Source organism: Nocardiopsis chromatogenes YIM 90109 (genome assembly GCF_000341185.1).
GTDB lineage: Bacteria > Actinomycetota > Actinomycetes > Streptosporangiales > Streptosporangiaceae > Nocardiopsis_A > Nocardiopsis_A chromatogenes.
In genome coordinates this window covers 13,911-33,989 of the sequence record NZ_ANBH01000221.1, presented here as the reverse complement: position 1 = coordinate 33,989, position 20,079 = coordinate 13,911, and the positions used below count along the sequence as shown (strand labels likewise).

Annotated in this window: 18 protein-coding genes and 1 pseudogene; 11 read left to right on the top strand and 8 right to left on the bottom strand. The window is 75.0% G+C overall.

Features of this window, described 5'->3' with window-relative positions; all coding sequences use genetic code 11:
• The 4 genes and pseudogenes from D476_RS38555 to D476_RS34025 all read right to left on the bottom strand — a co-directional run.
• Nucleotides 1-210, bottom strand: a pseudogene (locus D476_RS38555) (hypothetical protein); the annotation flags it as partial.
• A 109-nt stretch (nucleotides 211-319) separates the two neighbouring features.
• Nucleotides 320-772 carry a MaoC family dehydratase N-terminal domain-containing protein gene (locus tag D476_RS0120875; protein ID WP_017625871.1) on the bottom strand — a complete coding sequence of 151 codons (453 nt, stop codon included), beginning with the start codon at nucleotides 770-772 and terminating at the stop codon, nucleotides 320-322.
• 80 nt (nucleotides 773-852) lie between these two features.
• A complete protein-coding gene (locus D476_RS35715) occupies nucleotides 853-1,872 on the bottom strand; it encodes a sensor histidine kinase (protein ID WP_017625870.1) in 1,020 nt (339 codons plus the stop codon).
• Between the two features lie 672 nt (nucleotides 1,873-2,544).
• The gene (locus D476_RS34025; RefSeq protein WP_017625869.1) at nucleotides 2,545-4,119 is read right to left on the bottom strand and encodes an MFS transporter; all 1,575 of its coding nucleotides are present in this window, start codon (nucleotides 4,117-4,119) and stop codon (nucleotides 2,545-2,547) included.
• A 158-nt stretch (nucleotides 4,120-4,277) separates the two neighbouring features.
• Here D476_RS34025 and D476_RS0120860 point away from each other — a divergent pair, with 158 nt between their 5' ends.
• From D476_RS0120860 to D476_RS0120850, 3 genes are all read left to right on the top strand, one after another.
• Nucleotides 4,278-4,724: a MarR family winged helix-turn-helix transcriptional regulator gene (locus tag D476_RS0120860; protein WP_017625868.1), complete on the top strand. Its 447-nt coding sequence runs from the start codon at nucleotides 4,278-4,280 to the stop codon at nucleotides 4,722-4,724.
• Between the two features lie 221 nt (nucleotides 4,725-4,945).
• Nucleotides 4,946-6,556, top strand: a complete 1,611-nt coding sequence (locus tag D476_RS0120855; protein ID WP_017625867.1) for an FAD-dependent monooxygenase — start codon at nucleotides 4,946-4,948, stop codon at nucleotides 6,554-6,556.
• A gap of 28 nt (nucleotides 6,557-6,584) precedes the next feature.
• Nucleotides 6,585-7,607, top strand: a complete 1,023-nt coding sequence (locus tag D476_RS0120850) for an aldo/keto reductase (RefSeq protein ID WP_017625866.1) — start codon at nucleotides 6,585-6,587, stop codon at nucleotides 7,605-7,607.
• A 367-nt stretch (nucleotides 7,608-7,974) separates the two neighbouring features.
• On the opposite strand, the gene D476_RS34020 is transcribed toward D476_RS0120850, so the two are convergent.
• On the bottom strand, nucleotides 7,975-8,820 hold the full coding sequence (locus D476_RS34020; protein WP_017625865.1) for an AfsR/SARP family transcriptional regulator: 846 nt from the start codon (nucleotides 8,818-8,820) through the stop codon (nucleotides 7,975-7,977).
• Between the two features lie 637 nt (nucleotides 8,821-9,457).
• Here D476_RS34020 and D476_RS0120840 point away from each other — a divergent pair.
• Entirely contained in the window at nucleotides 9,458-10,171 is a 714-nt protein-coding gene (locus tag D476_RS0120840) for a response regulator (protein ID WP_017625864.1), read from the top strand.
• Here the strand turns inward: D476_RS0120840 and fabG are convergent.
• Nucleotides 10,117-10,821, bottom strand: coding sequence for a 3-oxoacyl-ACP reductase FabG (gene fabG / locus D476_RS0120835; RefSeq protein WP_017625863.1), 705 nt, complete (start codon nucleotides 10,819-10,821; stop codon nucleotides 10,117-10,119). The two genes, D476_RS0120840 and fabG, sit on opposite strands and share 55 nt — an antisense overlap.
• A gap of 167 nt (nucleotides 10,822-10,988) precedes the next feature.
• Nucleotides 10,989-12,050, bottom strand: coding sequence for a beta-ketoacyl-[acyl-carrier-protein] synthase family protein (locus tag D476_RS0120830; protein WP_017625862.1), 1,062 nt, complete (start codon nucleotides 12,048-12,050; stop codon nucleotides 10,989-10,991).
• A 372-nt stretch (nucleotides 12,051-12,422) separates the two neighbouring features.
• Between D476_RS0120830 and D476_RS0120825 the strand changes: the two genes are divergently transcribed.
• The 7 genes from D476_RS0120825 (at nucleotide 12,423) to D476_RS34010 (ending at nucleotide 18,267) form a co-directional block, all read left to right on the top strand.
• Nucleotides 12,423-12,695, top strand: coding sequence for an acyl carrier protein (locus D476_RS0120825; RefSeq protein WP_017625861.1), 273 nt, complete (start codon nucleotides 12,423-12,425; stop codon nucleotides 12,693-12,695).
• A complete protein-coding gene (locus D476_RS0120820) occupies nucleotides 12,688-13,911 on the top strand; it encodes a beta-ketoacyl-[acyl-carrier-protein] synthase family protein (RefSeq protein ID WP_017625860.1) in 1,224 nt (407 codons plus the stop codon). The genes D476_RS0120825 and D476_RS0120820 overlap by 8 nt, the downstream gene beginning before the upstream one ends.
• Entirely contained in the window at nucleotides 13,908-15,125 is a 1,218-nt protein-coding gene (locus D476_RS34015) for a beta-ketoacyl synthase N-terminal-like domain-containing protein (protein ID WP_017625859.1), read from the top strand. Before D476_RS0120820 ends, D476_RS34015 begins: the two co-directional genes overlap by 4 nt.
• Before the next feature lie 46 nt (nucleotides 15,126-15,171).
• Nucleotides 15,172-16,137, top strand: coding sequence for an AfsA-related hotdog domain-containing protein (locus D476_RS0120810; RefSeq protein WP_017625858.1), 966 nt, complete (start codon nucleotides 15,172-15,174; stop codon nucleotides 16,135-16,137).
• Nucleotides 16,138-16,208: 71 nt separating this feature from the next.
• Nucleotides 16,209-16,883 carry an HAD-IB family hydrolase gene (locus D476_RS0120805; RefSeq protein WP_017625857.1) on the top strand — a complete coding sequence of 225 codons (675 nt, stop codon included), beginning with the start codon at nucleotides 16,209-16,211 and terminating at the stop codon, nucleotides 16,881-16,883.
• 88 nt (nucleotides 16,884-16,971) lie between these two features.
• Entirely contained in the window at nucleotides 16,972-17,988 is a 1,017-nt protein-coding gene (locus D476_RS0120800; RefSeq protein ID WP_017625856.1) for an NADPH:quinone reductase, read from the top strand.
• Between the two features lie 51 nt (nucleotides 17,989-18,039).
• Nucleotides 18,040-18,267, top strand: coding sequence for a hypothetical protein (locus D476_RS34010; RefSeq protein WP_017625855.1), 228 nt, complete (start codon nucleotides 18,040-18,042; stop codon nucleotides 18,265-18,267).
• Nucleotides 18,268-18,301: 34 nt separating this feature from the next.
• Here D476_RS34010 and D476_RS0120790 read toward each other — a convergent pair whose 3' ends face one another.
• Entirely contained in the window at nucleotides 18,302-19,786 is a 1,485-nt protein-coding gene (locus tag D476_RS0120790; protein ID WP_017625854.1) for a SulP family inorganic anion transporter, read from the bottom strand.
• Nucleotides 19,787-20,079 lie beyond the last annotated feature (293 nt).

Genomic DNA, 20,079 nt, shown 5'->3' with positions numbered 1-20,079 from the left:
TGCGGCCTGCCATTCCCACGAGGCGGTCTCGCCGGGGGCGGGCGTCCACCAGTCGTCGGTGCCGGGGTCCGGCCCGGTGTCCGGGCCGGACCCCGTCGCGCACCCGGCGAGCAGGAGCACGGACGACGCGGCCAGGGCCGCGAGGCGGACGCCGGCCCTCCCCCGCGAGGGCGGAAGGGAGGGCGAGGGGGTCAAGGATTCGGTAGGCACGAAGCCATGACGCCCGGCTCGGGCCGACGGTTGTCCGCCTCCGCCTCCCCAAGAAGCCTGCAGGCGGCTTGGGGAGGCGGAGGCGTCCGGCCCCCACGGGGCCATCGCCTCACCCGGGCTCCGGGGCGCGGGAGATCAGGGTGGTCCAGGCGGTCACCACGTGGGCGCCGGACTCGTCGCGGACCTCTCCGCGCACCTCCAGGACGTCGTTGCCGCGCACCGTGCCCGCCTTCTCGATCGTCGACTCCACCGTCAGGCGGTCGCCCGCCCGCACCGGGCGGGTATAGGCGAACCGCTGGTCCCCGTGGACCACCCGGGAGTAGTCCAGGCCCAGTTCCGGGTCGTGGATGACGGCGCCGGCCGCCTCGAAGGTGATGGTGAAGACGAACGTCGGCGGGGCGAGCACGTCGGGGTGCCCCAGCCTCTTCGCCTCCTCAGGGTCGGTGTAGGCCGGGTGGGGGTCGCCGATCGCCCGGGCGAACTCCCGGATCTTCTCCCGCCCGACCTCGTACGGCGCGGTGGGCGGGTAGCTCCGCCCCGTGAACGTCTCATCGACCGGCACTCGGTTCCTCCGCTCAGAGGGATCTCCCCGAAGGGGTTCCACGGTCCTCCGCCCGGGGGCGCCGCGCCCCCGGCGGGTGGTCAGGGGGTGCCCACGGGCAGCCGCACGTGGACCACGGTGCCCATCGTCGGGGCGGAGTCGACGGTCAGCCATCCGCCCATCTCCTCGACCCGCTCCTTCATCGACGCCAGGCCGTAGGAACAGCGCTCGGAGTGCGTCGCGTCGGTGTCGAACCCGATCCCGTCGTCGGCCACGCTCGCCGAGATCCACCACGGGTTGGTCCGGATGCGCACCGTCACCCTCCCCGCGCCCGAGTGGGCGAAGGCGTTGCGCATGCTCTCCCGTACCACCATGAACAGCTCGCGACGCAGGGACAGCGGCGCCAGCTCCTCCCCGCCCGCGATCCGGACGTCCACGGCGACGCCTTCGGGCGCCATGCGGGCCAGGAACGACTCCATCGCCTCGTCCAGGGAGGAGAACGGGGTCTGCAGCCGCAGCCCCTTGATGAGGTAGCGGGTGTGGTCGAGGGCGTGGCACACCGCCTGCCGCGCCGCGGCGATGTGGTGGGGGTCGGCCGTCCGCTCGCTCACCTCGATGCGCCGCAGCGCCGTGGTGAGCGAGCTGCCCAGCTCGTCGTGGAGCTCCCGGGCCAGCGTGCGCTCCTTGCGCCGCCCCGGGGCCCGCCCCGCCGCCGCGGCCTCCTCGGCGTCCCTTCGGACCGAGGTGCCGATCAGCCGCACGACCTCGACCGCGCGCCGCAGGCCGGGGCCGGTGTCACCGGCCGCGCCCTCCCCGAGGACCTGCTGCAGGGCGCACTCCTGGAGGAGGGCGACCGCGTGCGCCGCGGCGCCGCCCCGCACTCGCGCCTGTGCGGGCCGGCGCGCGTCCGCGGCCCCGGCTCCGGCCAGGATGCGCCGCGCGTAGTCGATGAGGTCGTCCCGCGACGGTGCCGCGGGGTCGTCGGTGCCCGGGGACAGGGGCAGGGCCAGCTCGAAGCGGCGCAGGACCGCGTCGGCCTCGCCGGGGTGCAGTCCGACGGGGGACTCGGGGCCGCTCGCGCCCGGACCGGACGCCTCCCCCTTGGTCGCGGCCCCGGACATCCGGGATCCGATCAGATGGGCGGGGGCGGGCGCCCCCGGGGCCTCCTCCCCGGGAGCGGAGGGCGTGCCGTCGGCGGCCCCGGGCGCCCGGCACGGCCCCGGTGCGGCGGACGCGGGCTCCGGCGGGCACGCCGTCGCAGGCTCGGCGGTGACTGTGGTGGCACGGTGCACGATTCGTCCTTCGCTGTATCGGCCGAGGGCGGGAAAGCAGCGGCGCGAAATTGCGCAACCCCTCTCACTGTGTCATGGGGCACACATTTTCCAGTGCGGCCCGACAGAGCCGTATCCCCCGTTTCCGGAACGGGGCCGATGTGTTCCCCGGACGCGGGCGGGGCACCGACAGCCCTGGGACAAGGGGGAGCTGGCCGCCAGAAAACCGCTGGTCAGACTCGTCGCAGTGGAATCCCGATCCGCAATTCGCCCTGCATCTCGATATTTAAGACACGTTTGACTCGATTACCTCGATGATATCGGCGGTGACCGGCGGGAAAGGATTTTCCGGGAGTCCGGACCCGGCCATGGGATTTCTTCGCGGGCGCGGCCGGGGACGGGTGCGGGGCACCGTGAAGCACCCCTGCCCGGCGCTCCGCCGGGACCGGGGCAGGGTGGCCCGGCGGAGCGGACGGCGGGGGCTGCGGTGCCCCCGTGGGCAGGGGTGCGTACGGGGCGGGGTCAGCCGACCGGGGACGGCGTCTCGGCGCCGTCGCCCTCCGGCTCCCCTTCGGCCTGGGCCTCGGGCGCGCGCTCGCCCATCATCAGGCCGACGGCCAGGGCGCCGAGCACCGACAGGACGGCGATGGTCCACAGCGCCGCGTGCATGGCGTCGGTGTACCCGGCCTGGGCGACCTCCAGGAAGCCGGAGGCCTGGGCCCCCGAGGCGGCGCCGGCCGCCCCGTCCATGTCGCCCTGGAGCAGGCGGGCGGTGGCGGCAGCCGCGGTCTCCTCGTCGACCGCCTCGGCGAGGCGGCTGCGGGTGACCCCGGCGAGGATGGCGCTGAGCACGGCGATCGAGATGGTCTCCCCGGCCAGCCGCATGGTGTTGAAGATGCCCGCGGCCATGCCCGCCCGGCCGGGCTCGACGGAGTTGACCGCCGCCCCGTCCAGGATGGCCAGGGAGATGCCGAAGCCGATACCGATGCAGATCAGCGGCCCGGCGAGGACGAACACGCTCGTCCCCGGGCCGATGACGGTCAGCCAGGCGCTGCCGATGGCCACCAGCACCATGGTCACCACCAGCAGCAGCCGCTGGGACACCTTGCCCGCCAGCGTGTTCACCACCGGCGGCACCACCAGGGTGGGCCCGGTCAGCAGCACCAGGAGCAGGCCCGCGTACTGGGCGCTGACCCCGTCGACCGCCATGAAGTAGGGCGGGAGCACGATGAGCAGCGCCACGAACCCGAAGGCCAGCAGGACCGGCATGGCGCAGATGGCCAGGAACCGGGGCCGGGCGAACAGGGAGACGTCGAACATCGGCTCGGCCCGGCGCCGCTCCACGACGGTGAAGACGACCATGAGCACGACGAACGCGGCCAGCGCGCCGATGACCACCGGGTCGGTCCAGCCGCGCTCGGGCCCCTCGACCAGGCCGAACACGAACAGGATGAGGCCCGCGGTGAAGGTGACGGCCCCCGCCCAGTCGATGCCGCCGGTCGTGGTCTCGCGGGACTCCTTGAGCAGCGGGCTCATGAGCAGGATCGGCAGCAGCACCACCGCCGCCACGAGGTAGAAGGTCCGCCACCCGCCCAGCGAGGTGACGAGGAACCCGGCCACCAGCGGGCCGAAGGCCAGCCCCAGGCCGATCGCGGTGCCGAAGACGCCGAAGGCCTTGGTCCGGGCGACCCCGGAGAAGGTCTGGGCCAGCACGGCGCTGCCGCCGGTGGTGGCGGCGGCCGCGCCCACCCCGGCCACCGCGCGCGCGGCGATGAGCAGGCCGATGTTCGGGGCGAAGGAGGCGAGCACCATCGAGGCGCAGAACAGGGCGACGCCGCCGGCGAACATCCGCCGCCGCCCGGTGAGGTCGGCGAGCGAGCCGGTGATGGCCATGAAGCCGCCGAAGGTCAGGAAGAAGCCGTTCACGACCCACTGCGCGGCCGCCAGGCCGATGCTCAGGTCCTGGCTGATGCCGGGCACGGCCACGGACGACCCGGTGGCGGTGACCGGGACGAGGACGATGGCCGCACAGATCAGCACCAGCGTGAGTGCGGGCTTGGCGCGCCGGTCGGGGGGCGCCGGGGAGTCGGCCGACATGAAACTCTCTCCTGTGGTTACGGACGCGAGGGAGCATCAGAACCCTGATGCTCAATCAAGTACGGAACATCAGTCAGGCTTCTGTGTCAAGTCAGGACTAGGGGGTGACTGTCAATCCTGATACTTTGGCGGTGCAGGATCGACGGGAGGCAGGCCCCATGAACGCGGAACAGCGCATCAACGACGCCCTCTTGGAGCGGCTCGGCACCTACGTCAAGAGGGCCGAGCAGACCCTGATGGCGGCCAAGAACAAGGCCCTGCGCCCCTTGGGCCTGACGGTGCCGCAGTACGCCGCGCTGCACGCGCTGTCCTTCGCGTCGCTGTCCGGCTCGCAGCTCGCCCGGGTGTGCTGCGTCACACCCCAGTCGATGGCCTCGCTGCTGTCCACCATGGAGTCCAAAGGACTCGTCACCCGAGCCCCGGCCGAGGTCCACGCCCAAGTCCTGCTCGCCACGCTCACCCCCAAGGGCAAGGAACTCCTCGACGAGGCCGACGCCCGCGCGCTGGCCGTGGAGGCGCGCCTGTCCGACGTCTACACCGAGGACGAGCTGGCCCTCCTGCGCGACCTGCTCGACCGCGGCATCCGCGCCCTGCAGGAGGAGTGACCCCGGCGGTACCGGACGGGCACCGGCGGAAGGGCACTGGCGCTTTAGGAGCAGAGCCGCCCCTCTTCCGTAGCGGAAGGCCGCCCCGCGGGCCGACCGCTCGTTAGCGTGCCAGCGGCGCCGATCGGCGCCGGGAGGCCCAGCCGCCCGCGACCCGGCCGCGCCTCCGCCCCACCACCGCCAAGGCGACCCGTCCGCGCGACGGAAGAGAGGTGCGAGCCATGGACGAGCAGGTGATCATCGTCGGCGCCGGCCCGGTCGGCATGCTGGCCGCGTGCGAGCTGCTGCAGCAGGGCGCCGCCGTGCGGCTGATCGACGCCTCCCGCGAGCACTCGGCCCACTCCCGCGCCACCATCGTGTGGCCCCGGCTGCTGGAACTGATGCGCCGCACCGGGCTGACCGACCGCATCGTGGACCACGGCCACCGCATCGCCGGTGTGGCCTACTTCTCCAGCGGGCGCCGCCAGGCCACCGCGTGGATGGACCGGCTGCCCGACACCCCCTACCCGTTCGCCGTCGCCATCGCCCAGAGCGAGACCGAGCGCCTGCTGGAGGCGCGCCTGGCCGAACTGGGCGGCAAGATCGAGCGGGGCGTCCGCCTCACCTCGGTCGGCGCCCCCGGCGGCCCCGCCGTCCGGGTCGTGTTGGAGGGCCCCGGGGGCGGTACCGAGGAGGTCGAGGCCTCCTGGCTGATCGGCGCCGACGGCGCCCACAGCACGCTGCGCAAGCTCCTCGGGGTGCCCTACGAGGGGGCGCAGTTCGACGTCAGCTTCTCGGTGACCGACGCCGAGGTCGCCGGGGACGCGCCGATGGACGTGGTCAGCTACTGCTACACCCCCGAGGGCAGCCTGGCGCTGGGCCCACTCGGCCGCGACGTCACCCGGGTGGCGGTCAGCGTCCCCCACGCCGTGGACGACACCCCGCCCTCGCGCGAGTTCTTCCAGCGCCTCATGGACGAGCGCGGCCCCGGCCGCAACCGCCTGGGCGAGCTGCGGTTCAGCACGACGTTCCGGGTGCACGCCCGCACCGCGGGCACCTTCCGCCTGGGGCGGTGCCTGCTCATCGGCGACGCCGCGCACATCATGAGCCCGGCGGGCGCCCAGGGGATGAACACCGGCCTGCAGGACGCGGTCAACATCGGCTGGCGCCTGGGCGGCGTGCTGGAGGGCCGCCTTCCGGAGGAGGCGCTGGCCGGGTACGACGCCGAGCGGCGCCGGGCCGCGCACGCGGTGGCCCGCACCACGGCGCTGCAGACGCACTGGGGCCTGCTGCGCGACCCGCGCCGGATCGCCGTGCGCGACGCCGCCCTGCGCGCCGCCGACGCCACCGGACTGCTGCAGCGCTCCCTCTCCCCGCTGGTCGCCCAGACCGGGACGACCTACCGCCCCGGGGAGGGCACGCCCGACCCGCTGCGCACCACCGCCCGCCCGACCCGGCGCGTCCGCCCCGGAGACCGGCTGCCCGCGCTCCCCGCCCCGCTGGACGGCGGGGGTGACGGCGGCGGCGCCCGCACCGTCGCCTCGGACGGGGGCGCGTGGCTGCAGGTCGACGCGCGCAGGCACACCGTCGTGCTGTGGCCGGGCCGCCGCCCCGACCCGCGCTGGGCCGGGGTCGCCCGGCGCGTCCGCGCCCTGGCCGGGCCCGCGTACGCGGTCGCCGAGGCCGCCCCGGGCCGCGAGACCGGGCTCGCCGAGGCGCTGGGCCCGCGCCCCGCCGTGGCGCTGGTGCGCCCCGACGGCCACATCATCGACGTGCTCGGCGCCGACCGGGCCGCCGAGCTGGAGGACCTGCTGAGGTCCGCACTGCGCCGGCCGGACCCGGCCGGCGCCTGACACCGACGCGATCCACGAAGGAGACCGGATGGAGCAGCGCGCGCACGGTTCGACGATCGGCCCCCTGGGGGCCGTCGGACTCGGCTGTATGGGCATGAGCTGGGCCTACTCCGAGTCCCAGCGCGACGACGACCGCGCCGCGGAGGTGGTGCGCACCGCCCTGGACCTGGGCGTGGGCATGGTCGACACGGCCGACGTCTACGGCGACGGGCACAACGAGGCCCTCGTCGGCAAGGGCCTGGCCGGGCGCCGCGACGAGGCGTTCCTGGCGACCAAGGGCGGCCTCGTCGTCGACGACCTGCCCACCAAGACCATGCACCGGGACGCCTCGCCCGCGCACATGCGCCGCGCGGTGGAGGCGAGCCTGCGGCGGCTCGGCACCGACGTGATCGACCTGTACTACCTGCACCGGGTGGATCCGGCCGTCCCGCTGGAGGAGACCTGGGGCGCGCTGGCCGAGATGGTGCGCGAGGGCAGGATCCGGCACCTCGGGCTGTCCGAGGTGTCGGTGGAGGAGGCCGAACGGGCGCACCGGGTGCACCCGGTGGCCGCCGTGCAGTCCGAGTTCTCCCTGTGGTGGACCGCCGCACGCGGGGACGCCGCCGCCTCCCCCGGCGGGTACGGGGGCCGGGGCGGAGGAGGCCTGGACGGGCCCTCCGGGGACGTGGTGGCCTGGTGCGCCCGCAACGGGGCGGCGTTCGTGCCGTTCGCGCCGCTGGGCCGGGGGTTCCTCACCGGCGCCGTCACCGCCGACACCACCTTCGAGGCCGGGGACTTCCGGTCGGTCAATCCGCGTTTCCAGGCCTCCGTCCGGGAGGCGAACCTGCGGATCGTGGACACCGTCCGGCAGGTGGCCGACCGGCACGGGGCGACCCCGGCCCAGGTGGCCGTCGCCTGGGTGCTCGCCCAGGGCGACCACATCGTGCCGATCCCGGGCACCAAGCGCCTGGAGTACCTGAAGGAGAACGTCGGCGCGGCCGAGGTCCGGCTGAGCGGGGAGGACCTGGAGCTGCTGGACGGGGTACCGCAGGCTGAGGGCGGACGGTACTGAGGTTCGGTGGGTTCGGGGCCCGGAGGGCCCGGGGGTCGGGTGCTGGGGGCCCAGACGCCCCAGGGGGTCCGCCCGGATCCCGCCGGTGGATTCCAGGAGCGGCCGCACNCGGTGTCCGCCCGCCGTGACCGGCACCGGCGACGAGAGCAGGTCCCCCGCTCCGCCGTCGCCGCCGGACACGGCGGCCATCCGAACACCCGGCGCCCGGCGGCGCTACCGGAAGGGTCGCCGGCCTCCGCCGTCGCCGCCCTCCCACCCCGCGGTCCTCCGACCCGCCGCCCGGCCGGGGTCCACAAGCGGGGGACCTGGCCGGCCGTCGTCGCCGGTCACGGTGACCGCGCGCACGCCCGCCACCGGCGGCACCGCCTCACACCGCGCCGACCGTTCCCAACGCGCCGACAGCACCCGCGGAACCCACGATCCCCACGGTCTCCGCCCTGCTCAGCGGGGTCGGCGCGGCTTCCGTGAGGATGGTGTGCCGCAACCGCCGGACGCGTTCCGACGGCTCCAGCCCCAGCTCCTCCTCCAGCACGGACGACAGCCGCCGGAACGCCCCGAGCGCGTCGCCCCTGCGCCCGCTCCGGTACAACGCCTCGATCAGGAAGGCGTGGAACGGCTCGTTCAGCGGGTGCGCGGCGACCAGGTCCCGCAGTTCGGGGAGCAGTTCGGTGTAGCGGCCCTGCAGCATCCGCGCCTCGATGCGGACGGTGAGCAGTTGCAGGCGCACCTCGTCGAGGCGCTGGACCATGCCGCTCAGCGCCCTCCCGGTGCGCACGTCGGCCAGCGGGCGCCCCTGCCACAGGTCCAGCCCGGCCCCGGCCTCGGCGTGCGCCCGGTCCGCACGCCCCTCGGCGAGCAGCAGCCGCGCGCGGTCGGCCGCCCGCGCGAACCGGGTCGCGTCGACCTCCTCGGGGCCGATGTCGGCGGCGTACCCCGGCGGCCGGGTGACCAGGAAGCGGTCCGCCCCCTCCCCCAGGTCCTCCCGCAGCGCCCGCCGCAGGTGGTAGACGTGCGTGCGCACGGTCCCCACGGCGCCGCGCGGCGGGTGCTCGCCCCACAGCTCGTCGACGAGGGCGTCCATGCCGACGGTTCGGCCGGGGCGCAGCACCAGCAGCGCGAGGAGCACCCCGAGCTTGGGGCCGCGCGGCGCGTGCTCGGCGCCGCCCTCCCGGACGGCGAGCCCGCCGAGCGTGCGGAAACGCGGTGCGTCCATGGTCCGTTCCCCCAGAGGTCACCCGGATTCTACACCGCGAAGGAATTTCGCATTTCCATTCGCGGCCTCCGGATGGAATATAGAGGGGCGGCGCGCATTCCCCTTCGCGCCGTCGACACAAGTACCAGCGCCCCTGCAACTTAAGTCGCACCTTTGCACACCTGCACCGGAGCGGGCGCAGTGGCGCAGTTCACATCGGCTCGATTACCCGCCGTGCTAGGCTTTCGCCGGTGCCATTGCAGGACAACGGGCATCCACCCTGCACAGATCATGTGAATGCATCGACCGCGCCCGCAGGAAAGGATCGAGGAATCACACTTCAGCGGCGCGGACCCACCGTGCGTGAAAGCCCGAACCCCGTCCGTTATTTTAACCCGAAACAACGTTACCCGGCCATCCCTCACCGAATGCGGAAAGCCGGTCACGCTCCGGAGCCCGCCATTGGTGGCCGGTCCTGCCTCGCCTGCCCTCCGGCCCCTGAGTCCGGCCGGACGGGGCTCGCCGACCGTCCCCGGCGCGCCCCGTGATCCCCCTCGCCGGCCCGGCTCGGGCCGTCCGCTCCCCGCGTCCCCCGTTCCGGCGTGCCCGCCACGGCACGGCCGACCGATCGTCTGTCGAAGTAGTCAGGGGCAGGAAGATGAATCGGATAAGGATCCTCATAGCCGACGACCACACACTTCTGCGCAACGCGCTCGCCGAGCTTCTCCGGTCCGAGGAGGACTTCGAGGTCGTGGCCGGGGCCGCCGACGCCTCGGAGATGATCCGCATGGCCGAGGAGACCCTCCCGCACATCGTCCTCATGGACCTGGAGATGCCGGGCAACGGGCATCCGACCGCCGTCGTGCGCCGCCTCCGCGAGCGCGTCCCCACCGCGCGCGTGCTCATCCTGTCGATGCACGACAGCCCCGCCCTGGTGCAGTCGCTGCTGCCCCTGGGCATCCGCGGCTTCCTCCACAAGACCGTCACCCACCAGGCGCTCACGGCGGCGGTCCGGGACGCCTGCGCCCCCGGAAGCCACGTCACCCTGTCGCTCTCGGCCGAGAGCCTGGCCGCACCGCACGCGGCCGACAGCGGCGACGACGTGCTGTCCACCCGCGAGCGCCAGGTGATCGAGCTGGCCGCGCGCGGCATGAGCAACCAGCAGATCGCCCGGCGCCTGGAGATCGTGGAGGCGACCGTCAAGCGCCACATGCGCAACATCTTCGACAAGCTGGAGGCGCGGTCCCGGGTGGAGGCCGCCAACAAGGCCGTCGAACGGGGGCTGATCAGCTCGCCCGTGGCGGCCGCCCGGTCCGCTCACACGCCCATCCCGATCCCGCCGCCGACCGGCAGCACCGCCCCGGTGATGTAGCCGGCCTCCTCGCTGGCGAGGAAGCGCACGGCCGCCGCCACCTCCTCGGGGGTGCCGGTGCGGCCGAGCGGGGTCATCCGCATCGTCTCGCGCATCCGCCGTTCGCTCAGCCCCCGGGTCATGTCCGTGTCGATGATCCCGGGGGCGACCAGGTTCACCGTGACGCCGCGCGACCCCAGCTCCCAGGCGAGCGAGCGGGCGAACCCCAGCAGTCCCGTCTTGGTGGCCGCGTAGTTGGTCTGCCCCGGCGACCCCAGGAAGCCCAGGGCCGAGGAGAGCAGGACGACGCGCCCCCGGCGCGCGGCGAGCATGCCGCCCGCGGCCGCCCGGACGGTGCGCATCACCCCCGTCAAGTTGGTCTGGATCACCTCCTCCATGGCGGCGTCGTCCATGGCCGGCAACAGCCGGTCCCTGGTGATCCCGGCGTTGGCGACGAGCACCTCGACCGGGCCCTGCCGCTCCGCGACCTCGGCGAAGGCCGCCTCGACCGACGCCTGGTCGGTGACCTCGCAGGCCACGCCGAGCAGCCCGTCCGGGGCCGCGCCGCTGCGCACCCCGACGGCCACCCGGTCCCCGTCGGCGGCCATGGCCCGGGCGACGGCCAGGCCGATCCCCCGGCCCCCGCCGGTGACGAACACGGAACGCGCCATCCCACTGCCTCCTGTCTGTTCCCGGGGACCGCTTCCCCGGGGTCGGATCGGTGCCGCGCGGTTCGGACCCGGCGCGGCGGTCTCGGTACCGCGCGGTCCGGTCCGCACGGCGGTGCGCGCGGCCGAACGGCGCGCGGCGGGCCGGGGCGGCGCCCCGGCGGCCGGGCTCAGCGCGGCGGCGCCTGGACCACCAGGCACGACCAGGTGAACCCGGCGCCCGCGCTGTAGACCAGGGCGACCCCGCCGGGTTCGAGCCGGTCCCCGCCCAGCAGGTCCGCGACGCCCGCCGGGGTGTCCCCGGCGCCCAGGTGGCCGGTGTCGGCCCCGACGTCGACCAGGTCGGCGCGCAGGCGCTCGCGCAGCAGCGGAATCCAGGACCCTTCCAGGGTCTTGCGGCCGAAGCGGGGCAGCAGCGCGCGGCGGATCCGCCCGTCCGAGCCCTCCAGCCCCGCCCGCCGCAGGGCCGCCTCGGTGACCCCGACGATGCTCTCCTCGTTGACCCGGGCGAACCCCTCGCCGCCGTGGCGGCGCAGGTAGTCCCGCTTGGTGGCGCGCATATCCACCCTGGGGCGCAGGTCCCGGGCGGCCTCGGCGAACGCGTCGGACCCGCGGTGCATGGCCTCCAGCTCGGGCGCGGCGACGGTGGCCATCGCCAGCACGGCCAGCGGTGTCCGCGGCCCCACCGGGCTGCGCAGCACCAGCGCGGTGCCGCCGTCTCCGTAGCCGACGCCGTAGTCGCTGGCCCAGCGGTCGAAGCCGGGACCGGAGAACCGGTCCCCGGTGGTGGACAGGCCCCACACGGGGGCACCCGGCGCGCCGCCGTGCTCCCGGGCGCGCGCGGCCAGGCGCGCGCCCACCAGGTCGATCGCCGCGGCGCCGCCGTTGCACACCTGCTGCACCCCGAACGGCACCGCGCGGTGCGCGCCGACCCGGTGGGCGATGTAGTGGGCGGGGGACCACAGGTCGTGGCCCTGGTAGTACATCCACGCGTGGCAGACGGTGTCCAGCTCCTTGCCGTCCACCCGCGCGCCGCGCAGCGCCTCGTCCGCTGCGGCGGCGGCCATGTCGGGGGCGCTCAGGCCACGGGAGGCCGGCAGCTCCCGGTGGCCCACCTCGTGGGCCTGGCGGGGCGTCAGGCGGCCCGCCTCGACCGCGGCCTCCGCCCGGTCCCGGTCCTCGGGCAGCAGTACGGCGGCGGCCTCGATCCCGACGGCGGGGCTCGGCGTCATCGGCACATCTCCTCTCCCTGGCGGCCCGTTCCGCGGCGCGGCGCGCCCGGCGGGCGCCGCCGCGGCCCACGGGGTCCGCGGGCCGTGGCGACCATGCTGGGCACGGCCGATGAAAGCCCGATCAAAGCGACATGAAAAGGAGTACGGGAATCCCCCTAAGTAGTACTCCGGAATTGCGCCCCGCCCCTCGGGGAGTACCCGCCTGCCACTTTTGTTCATCTTGCCGCGGGGCGCCTACACGGATTCGATGGAGGCGTTGCGGAAAACGGGGGGACGAACAGCGTGTCAACCGCCCTGTACGGAATGGCATGTGTGCGGGGTACGGCGTTCCGGCCCCCTTCTCACAGATTCCCCGCCCTTTGGAGGAGACAGATGAGTGCCACCGGGCTTTCCGAGGACATGCGCGGCCGCGTTCACGCGATCATCGCCGAGGTCCTGGAGGTCGAGAGCGGCGAGCTCACCGAGGAGAGCAGCTTCGCCGAGGACTTCGAGGCCGACTCGATCCTGGTCATCGAGATCTTCTCGCGCTTCGAGCGCGACCTGGGGATCAAGATCCCGCAGGAGGACCTGACCGAGCTGGACGACCTGCCGGCCGCCTACGCGCTGGTGGCCCGGCACGCGGCCGCGGAGCCGGCCGGTGCGTGAGCAGGGCGGCCGCCGGGTCGCCGTGACCGGCATGGGGGCGGTGAGCAGCCTGGGCCTGGGCGCCCGGGCGTTCACCGCCGCCCTCCGCGAGGGGCGCTCCGGCATCGGCCCGATCCGGCAGTTCGACCCCGAGGGGTTCGAGCGCACACGCGCCGGTGAGGTCGCCGGCTTCCGGCCGCACGAGCACCTGAAGCGCATCACGCCCGAAGAGTGGGGCCGCAGCGGCCGGTTCGCCGCCGCCGCGGCGGCGATGGCGGCGGCCGACGCCGGCCTGGCGCCCGAGGCGCCCGCGCTGCGCGACGCGGCGAGCTGCTTCGGGACCACCAACGGCGAATCGCAGATCATGGAGGACCTGGCGGCGCGCGCCCTGGAGGGCGGCGCCCCCGCCCTGGGCTCCGGGGGCGCCGCCCGCGCCGACGCGGGCGGCATCGCCGCGGCGGCCGCCGCCGAGCTGGGGCTGGGCGGAGAGGCCGTGGTCTTCGGCACCGCCTGCGCCGCCGGGAACTACGCCATCGCGCACGGATACGACCTGGTCCGCAGCGGCGAGGCCGACGCGGCGGTGTGCGGCGGCGCCGACGCCTCCAACCGCGCCACGCACGCCGGGTTCCACCGGCTGGGAGCGCTGGCCGAGGAGGTGCCGCGCCCCTTCGACACCCACAGGGACGGCATCGTGACCGCCGAGGGCGGGGCGGCGCTGCTGCTGGAGCCGCTGGAGGACGCGCTCGCCCGCGGGGCCCGGGTGTACGCCGAGGTCCTCGGGTACGGCATGACCTGCGACGCCGTGCACATGACCAACCCCGACGCCGACTCCATCGCCGCATGCGTGCGCCTGGCGCACGCGGACGCGGGGGTCCGGCCCGAGGACGTGGGCTACATCTGCGCCCACGGCACCGGGACACGGGCCAACGACTCCACCGAGACGGCCGCGGTGCGCGCCGTCTTCGGCGACCGTCCGCCGCCGATGAGCTCCATCAAGTCGATGCTGGGGCACACCATGGGCGCGGCCGCCGCGTTCGGCGCCGTCGCCTCCTGCGCCGCCCTGCACGAGGGGTTCCTGCCGCCCACCGCCACGGTCCGGGAGGTCGACCCCGAGCTGGGGCCCGGCGCCGACCCGGTGCCGCAGGCCCGTCCGGGGCGCCCGCGGGTGGTGGAGAACCACGGCTTCGCCTTCGGCGGCAACAACGCGATCACCCTGTTCGGAGAGGTGCGCCCATGAATCCGACGGCATCGGGGAGCCCGGTCCGGGACCTGGAGGACGGACCGGACGCACCCGCCGCGCGGCCCGCGCAGCGCCCCGTGGACATCGTCGCCTGCGGGGCCGTCTCGCCCGTGGGACTCGGCCTGCAGCCCCTCGCCGCTCCGGGCGGCCCCGGCTCCGCTTCCGGGAACGGGGCCGCCGACGGCGCGGGCGCCGTGGAGTACCCGCCGGTGCGGGTGCACCCGGCGGACTACGACCCCGCCGAGGTCCTCGGCCGAAAGGGGCTCGGCAAGCTCACCCGCACGGACCGGCTGGCCATGTCCGCCTGCGCGCTCGCGCTGGAGGATGCGGGGCGGGCCGCCCCGGCCGACCGCACCGGCATCGTCCTGGGCGCCTCGGTCGGCAGCGCCGAGACCGTGCTCGGGTTCCTCCACGACACGTTCACCCAGGAGCGGCCCTACCTGGTGTCGCCGTCGGACTTCCCCGGGACGCTGATGAACTCGGCGGCCGGGCGGGCGGCCATCCGGAACCGGCTGACCGGGCTGAACGCGACCGTCTCCGGCGGCCCACTGGCCTCCCTGCACGCCCTGCGCTACGCGCGCACCGCGCTGCTGAACGGGCGCGCCGACCGGCTGCTCGCGGGCGCGGCGGAGGAACTGTCCCCGCAGGCGGCGTGGATGCGCCACGGGGAGCTGGCGCCGGGGGCCGCGCTCGGCGAGGGGGCGGCGGTGTTCGCCCTTGAGGCCCCCGGTGCCCCGCACACGGAGGCCGCCGGGGCCGGTGAACCGCTGGGACGGCTCCTTGCCTGCTCCATCGGGTTCGCCGACCCCGCGCAGGGGCCGGACGCGCCCGCCCGCCGCCTGGCCGCCTGCGTCGAGGACGCGCTGGCCCGGGTCGGCGCGGAGCCCACAGACGTGGCGCTGCTCGCCCCCGGCGGTACGGCGCGCGCCGCGCAGGCCCCCGTCGAGCGGAAGGCCCTCGGTGCCGTCTTCGGCGGACGCCTCCCGCAGCAGCTGGACGTCGCCGAACGGCTCGGCGACACCAACGCCGCCGGGGCGGCACTGGCGCTCGCCTCCGTCCTGGCCCGGTGGCGTGAGGAGGGGCCCGACCCGGCCTCCGGGGGTCTGGCCCTGCTCACCGCCGTCGGCCCGGACGGGTCGGTGGGGTGCCTGCTCGCCGCCCGCCCCGGACCGGACGGCCCCCGGCCGGACACCGCCCGCACCCCCGGCTGACCCGCCGCCCCGACCCACCCGCGGAACCCACCCACCAGGAGGACCCGTGCCCACACTGACCGCCGCACCCGCCACCGCGGACCTGAGCGACGAGCACACGGTGCCGCGCAGCCTGGTCCACCGCTGGTCGCTGTCGGAGGTGTTCCTGACCGACTCGCGGGCCGCGGGCGAGGGCCGCTTCGCCGCGGCCGCCCAGCTGCCCCTGTCCCACTCCTATTACCGCGACCACACCCGCGGGTCCGGCTTCCACGACGCGCTGCTGGTGCTGGAGGCCTGCCGCCAGTCCGTCACCTACGCCGCCCACCTGCACGAGGACGTGCCGCGGGAGACCACCTTCATGGTCACCGCATGGTCGCTGGCGGTCACCGACGGCGACGCGCTGGCCTGCGGCGAGCGCCCCGGAAAGCTGCGCATCGACGGGCAGGTGACCGGGCGGCGGCACCGCGCCGGGCGGCTGCGCTCGATCGACTTCGCCATGGACCTGGAGCTGGACGGGCGCCCGCTGGGGCGGCTGACCATGGACGTCGGCTGCACCCCCACCGACCAGTACCTGCGGCTGCGCCGGATGCAGCGCGGCGCCGAGGTGCCCACCGCCTTCACCCTGGAGGCCGCCCCGGCGGGGACGCCGGTGGACCCGGCCGACGTGCGGCGGCTCGACCCGGGCAACGCGGTGCTCGACGGGGTCGCCTACGACGGCGACGGCGTCTCGGCCGCGCTGAGCCCGCGCACCTTCCGCAACCGCAGCATGTACGACCACCCCTACGACCACGTGCCCGCCATGGTGTTCAGCGAGGCGGCCCGGCAGTGCGCCCTGCTGCTGTCCGGCGGCGCGGACGCCGCCGGGCCCGGTCGGGTGCTGTGGCTGGACGGCTCCTTCGAGAAGTTCGCCGAGCTCGACGACGGGGTGCACCTGTCCGCGCGGCCCGACGGCGGGGACGGGGCGGACGGCTTCCGCATGCGGGCCGTCCAGCAGGGCGACACCGTGGCCGAGATCGTCCTCGTCCTGGGCTGACCCGCCGCGGCCGAACCGTCCTCGGCCGCCCCCTCCCTCCTCTCATCACGGCCGATCCGACCGGAGTACGCATGACGACACAGCGCACGGCCTTCGCCTTCTACGACGTCGACGAAACGCTGATCTCCATCAAGAGCATGTTCGACTACTACGACTTCTTCCTGGAGGCGGTCGGGCACCCGCCTGAGGAGCAGGAGCGGCTGCGCGCGGAGGCGCGCGGCCTGATCCGGCCCGGACTGCCGCGCAAGGAGGGCAACCGGCTCTTCTACCGGCGGTTCGCCGGATACAAGGTGGAGCAGGTCGCCGAGATCGGGCGCGACTGGTTCCGCGGCCATATGGAACGCGGCGGCCTGTTCCACGGGGACGTGCTCGCCACGCTGCGGGAGCACGTCGCGGCGGGGCGCACCGCCGTCCTGCTGTCGGGGTCGTTCTCGGCCTGCCTCGACCCGATCGCCGAGCACGCCGGAGCCGGTACCGCCATCGGCACCCTGCTGGAGGCCGAGGACGGCGTGTACACCGGCGGCGTGCTGCGGTCGATGATCGGGGACGGCAAGGAGAATGCGGCCCGCCGCCTGATGGAGGAGGCGGGGGCGGACCCCGCCGAGTGCCACGCCTACGGCGACCACACCTCCGACGCCGGGCTGCTGGGGCTCGTCGGCCACCCGGTGGCGGTCGGCGCCGACCCGAAGATGGCGGAGCTCGCCGAAGGGAACGGCTGGGGCAGGCTCGCGGGGGTCCCCGAGTAGCCTGAGCCCGCGTCCGCCGCGGACGGCCGCGGCGGCGCACCTCTGACGAGGAACCGACGCGGACCGCCCCGACCGAACGGACCCCCTGATGCGCGCGATCACCTACACCGCCGCCGGAGACCCGGGCGTGCTGCGCCTCGTGGACCGGCCCGTGCCCGCCCCCGGGCCGGGCGAGGTCCGCGTGCGGCTGCACGCCTCCGGCATCAACCCCATCGACGTCAAGTACCGCTCCGGGCGCGAGCCCGACGGGGAGACGGTTCCGCACCACGACGGCGCCGGGATCGTCGACGCGGTCGGGCCCGGAGCGGCCGCCGACCGCGTCGGGCAGCGCGTGTGGGTGTGGGGCGCGGCCTGGCAGAGCCGTGAGGGCACGGCGCAGGAGTTCACGGTGGTTCCGGAGGAGCGGGCCGTGCCGCTGCCGGACGGCGCTGGCTTCGGACTGGGGGCGGCGCTGGGGATTCCGGCGCTGACCGCCCACCGCGCGTTGACGGTGGCCGAGACGGGGCCCAGGCGGCTCGCCCCGGGGTCGCTGCAGGGCCGCACGGTCCTGGTCACCGGCGGCGCGGGTGCGGTGGGGCACGCGGCGGTCCAGCTCGCGTCCTGGGCCGGGGCCGCGGTGGTGGCGACGGTCAGCTCCCCGGAGAAGGCGGCGCTGGCCGCCGCCGCGGGGGCGCGGCACGTGGTCGACTACCGCGCGGAGGACGTGCCCGCCCGGGTGCGGGAGATCGCGCCCGAGGGCGTGGACGCCGTGGTCGAGGTGGCCGTGGCCGCCAACGCCCCGGCCCTGGAGGGGGTCCTGGCCGAGGGGGCCGCCGTCGCCTTCTACGCCGCCGCCGACACCGACGAGGTGCGCATCCCGGTTCGCACGGCGATGCTGGCCAACCAGAGCTGGCACGGGGTGTTCCTGTACGGGATCCCGGACGCCGCGCTGCGCGACGCCGTCGGCGCGGTATCGGACGCGACGGCCGACGGGGCGCTGACCGCGGGCGCCGACACCGGGCTGCCGCTGCACCGCTACCCCTTGGAGGAGACCGCCGACGCCCACCGCGCCGTGGAGGACGGGCTGGTGGGCAAGGCGGTCATCGACCTCGTCGGCGCCGACTAGCGGCGCCGGCACCGAGTCGGCCGTGGCGCCGACACCGATGGGAGGCAGATCGTGGGTTCCGCCGTCGACGGCGCCGCACCGGCACCTGCCGGGCGCGACCTGGAGAGCGGCCGCGCGGAGGCGTCCGCGTGGCTGCTGCTGAAGATCCTCCGGCACCGGGGGATCACCGTGGAGGGGCGGGCCCGCGAGCGCATCGTGTCCTGCACCGACGTGGAGACCCTGGACGCCTGGGGCGACCTGGCGCTGCGGGTGTCGTCGCCGGAGGAGCTGTTCGCCTGAGACACGGCGCCCTGGGCCCGCCCCGGTGCCGCCCTTACCCGGCCTCGGCCTTCAGGCCGCTCACGCTGCTGTGCAGGGCCGCGCTCGGGGCGTTGAGGCCGGTGAGCGCGGCCTGCACCCCGTTCTTGCGGAACCGCTCCACCGCCTGGTCCAGCGCGGCGACGGCGGAGGCGTCCCACACATGGGCGCCCGACAGGTCGATGGTGACCGCGCCGACCCCGGGCTCGGCGAAGTCGAACCGGTGCAGCACCTGCTCGCGTGAGCCGAAGAACAGTTCGCCGTGCACCGAGTACACGCGGGTGCCGCCCTCGGGGTCGAGGACGCTGGTGACCTCGGCGACCACGGCGGCGTTCCGGGCGAAGAGCGCCATGGAGGCCAGGACCCCGGCGCCGACGCCCAGCGCCAGGTTGTGGGTGGCCAGGATGATCCCGGCAGTGACCGCCATGACCAGGGTCTCGCTCCACGGGAGCCGTCGCACCGTGCGCGGGTGCAGGCTGCGCCAGTCCACCGTGGTGGCGGCCACATAGGCCATCACCGCCACCAGCGCCGCCATCGGGATGCCCGCGACCAGGCCGTCGAACACGGTCACCAGGGCGATCAGGAACACCCCGGCGAACAGCAGGGACAGCCGCGTGCGGGCGCCCGAGCGCACGTTCATCACGGTCGGGCCGACGGTGGCGCATCCGGGCATGCCGCCGAAGAAGCCGGACAGGATGTTGGCCCAGCCCTGGCCGCGGGCCTCGCGGGCCTTGTCCGAACCGGTCTCGGTGTAGTCGTCCACGAGCTTGGCGGTGATCAGCGACTCGATCAGGCCGACGAGGGCGAGGGTGAGCGCCGTGGGGGCGATGACGCGCAGTGTCTCCCAGGTGAGGGGGACGTCCGGCAGGAAGGGCACCGGAAGGCTGTCCGGCAGGCGCCCCATGTCGCCGACGGTCGGAACGTTCAGGCCGCCCGCCCAGGCGGCGGCGGTGAGCACGATGATCGCCACGAGCGGCGCGGGGACCGCCCGGGTGAGGCGGGGCAGCAGCACGATGACGGCGAGCCCGGCGGCGATCATCGCGTAGACGGTCCAGCCGTCGCCGGCGAAGTAGGGGATCTGCGCGGTGAAGATCATGACCCCGAGCGCGTTGACGAAGCCGGTGACCACGCTGGAGGGGACGAACCGCATCAGCCGGGCCGCGCCCGCCAGCCCGAGGACCACCTGGAAGACCCCGGCCAGCACGGTGGCCGCGAGCAGGTGGTCGACCCCGTACTCGCGCCCGAGCGGGGCCACCACCAGGGCCATCGCGGGGGTGGCGGTGGAGATCATCGCCGGGCGCCCGCCGAGGAAGGCCAGCGCGACGGCGAGGATGGTCGCCGCGTACAGCCCGACGCTGGGATCGACACCGGCGATGATCGAGAACGCGATCGCGTTCGGGATCAAGGCCAAGGCCACGACCAGCCCGGACAGGGCTTCGGTGCGCAGCACCGACAGGCGCGGGAGCGTGGCCCGCCGCCACGCCGTCCTCAGTGTGGTCATAAGCCGCTCACTTTCGGGCAGCTCGGTGTGACCGCCAGCGGCGGTCGGCCGGACATCGGTCAAGGGGACGGGACGCGGGCCGGACGGCCCGGAGGAAGGTGCGCGGGTTCGGGGAAGGGACGGTCCCGTATGGCGAGGTGCGGATGGTGTCCGCGGGGTCCCCGCCGCACTGCGGAGGCGCCGGGCCCCGAACGGACGGCGCTCCTGCACGGCGGTGAACCGGTGCAAAGAGAAGGAGTTTCGCACTACGGCACGAAACTCCCGCGGCGAGACACTACCCGGGACCGGACCCC